Origin of the sequence: Roseateles sp. PN1, assembly GCF_038419725.1 — a bacterium.
GTDB lineage: Bacteria > Pseudomonadota > Gammaproteobacteria > Burkholderiales > Burkholderiaceae_C > Paucibacter_A.
In genome coordinates, this window is the sequence record NZ_JBCARA010000030.1 from 1 (window position 1) to 2,626 (window position 2,626).

Sequence of the window (2,626 nt, forward strand, 5' to 3'; positions counted from 1 at the left end):
GCCTAACAGTTAGCGTTTATCTGCCGCCGCACGGCGGTGACAGAACAACCCAATGCAGCCGGCGGCAGGTAAACCGTGTTGGACGAAACCGTCACCACCCACCTGGCGCGCGAGGCTTGTGGGCAATGGGGATTGGTTCGCAATGGCGGCAGACATGACGCTGATTATGGTCGGTAGCAAAGTTCCGAGGCTTGTGATATTCCCACATGGTTCTTGGCTGCAGTTTGAGGTGTCCTGCGGCCACCTTGGCGCGGGTGTTTTGCTGTCAGTACCAGCACTGGAGGCGCAACAGGCTCAGTCGGGCCTCCCACCGCCCCGCAGGCATGGCGCTTTCGAACTTGACCCAGGCAGATGCTGGTGCTCACGGCGGACCTCTGGCTTGGATGGGCGGTCGGCCTGCAAGGCCTGACTGCTCCCCGTGCACGGGCAGCCGGCGCAGCCCGGCCAGGACCTGAACCACCCGCAGCTGCCCAGTCTTGCACTGCGGGCAGCGCTGGATGTCGATCTGCGCCACCCGGGCCATAAAGGCTTGGGCCGCTTGGAGTGCTGGTTTGCTGGGCGCCGGCTGACCCAGCGCCTGGCGGGCGCTGGCGAGTTGGGTCCTCTTGCAGCCGTTGGCGAGCACGCCGTAATGCCGGATGCGCTTAGATCCGCTAGGCAGTATGTGCAGCAGGAAGCGGCGAATGAACTCCTGGCCGTCCAGTCGCACTCGCCTCTTGCCGCCATGGGCACCTGCGCGCACGCTGAAGATGACCTCATCTGCGGCGGTGATGGCCTTGATGCGTTCGTTGCCGATGGCCGTGCGATGGGTGTAGCGGCTGAGGTAATTCAGCACTTGCGCGGGGCCACCCAGCGGGGTCTTGGCGTAGACCACCCAGGCATGCCGATACAGCGCCTTGCGCCCCGCTGGCTGCAAGTTGGGGTCTGTGTCGTTCGGTGCGGCCTGGGCCAGGGCATGCAACGCCGCCATGAACTTGGCACGGAACACGCTGGAGAGCGCGCGCACCGGGAACAAGAAGTCAGGCTTGCGGATGGGGATTTGCCAGTGTCCGTCCTTGCCCAGCACGCCACAGGCCATCACGGCGTGCAGGTGCAGGTGTTGACGCAGGTCTTGACTCCAGGTGTGCAGCACCAGGCTGAAGGCAGCCTGGCCGCCTTGGGTGCCCATCCACCTCGCGTTGGCGGCGAACTCACTCAGCGTCTGCGCCACGCCGGCGAACAAGGTGTCGATGACCCAGCGTGGCTGACGTGCATAGAGGCTGTGCAACTGATGCGGCAGCGTGAAGACCAGATGCGCATAGGGCACATCCAGCACCTCGGCCAGCCGGCCTTGCAGCCAGGCGTCCTTGGCGCGGGCGCCGCACTGGGGGCAATGCCGGTTGCGGCAGGAGTGGTAGTGCCAGTGGCTGTGGCCACAGGTCGCACAGGCCAGGCGCTGCCCGCCCAGCGACTCGGTGCGGCAGGCGCAGATCGCCCGCCAGGCCTTGGCCTGAGGCGTACTCAGACGGTGCTCGCGCAAGTAGGCAGCTCCGCAGCGACGCAGCACCTCGGCCAAGGTGGCCATGGCCTGTCACCCCTTCGCTGGCGGGTCAATGGAGCTTGATGCTTGGCAGGCCGGCCAGCAGGTCCAGTGGGTCGGCCTTGGCGGGCGGCTTGAACTGGGGGCTGATCAGATGCAGGTAGCGGCTGGTGGTCTCGATATGGCCGTGACCCAGCAGCCGGCAGATGGTGTGCAAGTCCACTCCGGCTTCGAGCAAGTGCGTGGCAAAGCAGTGGCGCAGGGTGTGCGTGCTGCCGGCCTTGGTGATGCCAGCCGCCTGCCGTGCGGCTTGGTAGTGGCGCTGCATGCCCGAGGTGCTCAGCGGCTGCAAAGTGTGGGCGTTGAAGAACAGCCATCCCGGGTCTTGCCGATGGCAGCGGTAGCGCCTGCAATGCTCGCGCAGCAACACCAGCAAGGTGGGGCTCAGCAAGGTGTAGCGGTCGGCGCTGCCCTTGCCCGCGACCACGCGCACGCACATGCGGTCGCGTGCGCTGTCGATGTCGGCCACACGCAGATGGCAACCCTCCGAGATGCGCAAGCCGCAGGCATACAGCGTTTGCAGCAGCATGCGCGTCATGGCGCATTGGCAATGGGCAAACAACTGCGCAATCTGATCGCGCCCCAACAACTCCGGCTGCTTCTGGGCGTTGCGAGCCACCGGGGGCAACATGCGCTCGCCGGTCTCTGGCTGGGCCAGCACATGGGTGAACAAAAAGCGGCTGGCGGCGGCCACATGGTTGACCGAAGAGAAGGACAGGTGACGCTCCTTGACGAGGTGCAGCATGTAGGCCTCAATCTCTGCGGCCGTCAACACCGCCGGGCTGCGCTTGAAATAGCGAGCCATGCGTCCCAGCGAATCCACATAGGTTTCTTGTGTGCGTGCGGCCAAGCCCCGCACCACCATCGCATCCAGCATTTGTTGCCGCAGAGGTGTCATGGCAGTCTCCTTCGTGCCGGGGAGGATTCCCCAAGCCGAAGGCTTCGCCTGATTCCGCACCCGCGCAAGTGCCGACACTTCTGCCCATGAAAAACGCGGTGACCGCAGCCAGCGCAGTCACCGCGTCAGCGGTTTAGTTCAACTTGGAT

General features: G+C 65.1%; 2 protein-coding genes. Both read right to left on the reverse strand.

Annotated elements, in window-relative coordinates:
* Positions 1-361: 361 nt before the first annotated feature.
* On the reverse strand, positions 362-1,564 hold the full coding sequence (locus AABB87_RS22990) for an IS91 family transposase (protein ID WP_341973599.1): 1,203 nt from the start codon (positions 1,562-1,564) through the stop codon (positions 362-364).
* 25 nt (positions 1,565-1,589) lie between these two features.
* Positions 1,590-2,477 carry a tyrosine-type recombinase/integrase gene (locus AABB87_RS22995; RefSeq protein WP_341973600.1) on the reverse strand — a complete coding sequence of 296 codons (888 nt, stop codon included), beginning with the start codon at positions 2,475-2,477 and terminating at the stop codon, positions 1,590-1,592.
* Positions 2,478-2,626 lie beyond the last annotated feature (149 nt).

Excerpts from the sequence above, each read along its gene's own strand:
- AABB87_RS22995 (WP_341973600.1), bottom strand. The coding sequence starts at position 2,477 with ATGACACCTCTGCGGCAACAAATGCTGGATGCGATGGTGGTGCGGGGC.
- AABB87_RS22990 (WP_341973599.1), bottom strand. The coding sequence starts at position 1,564 with ATGGCCACCTTGGCCGAGGTGCTGCGTCGCTGCGGAGCTGCCTACTTG.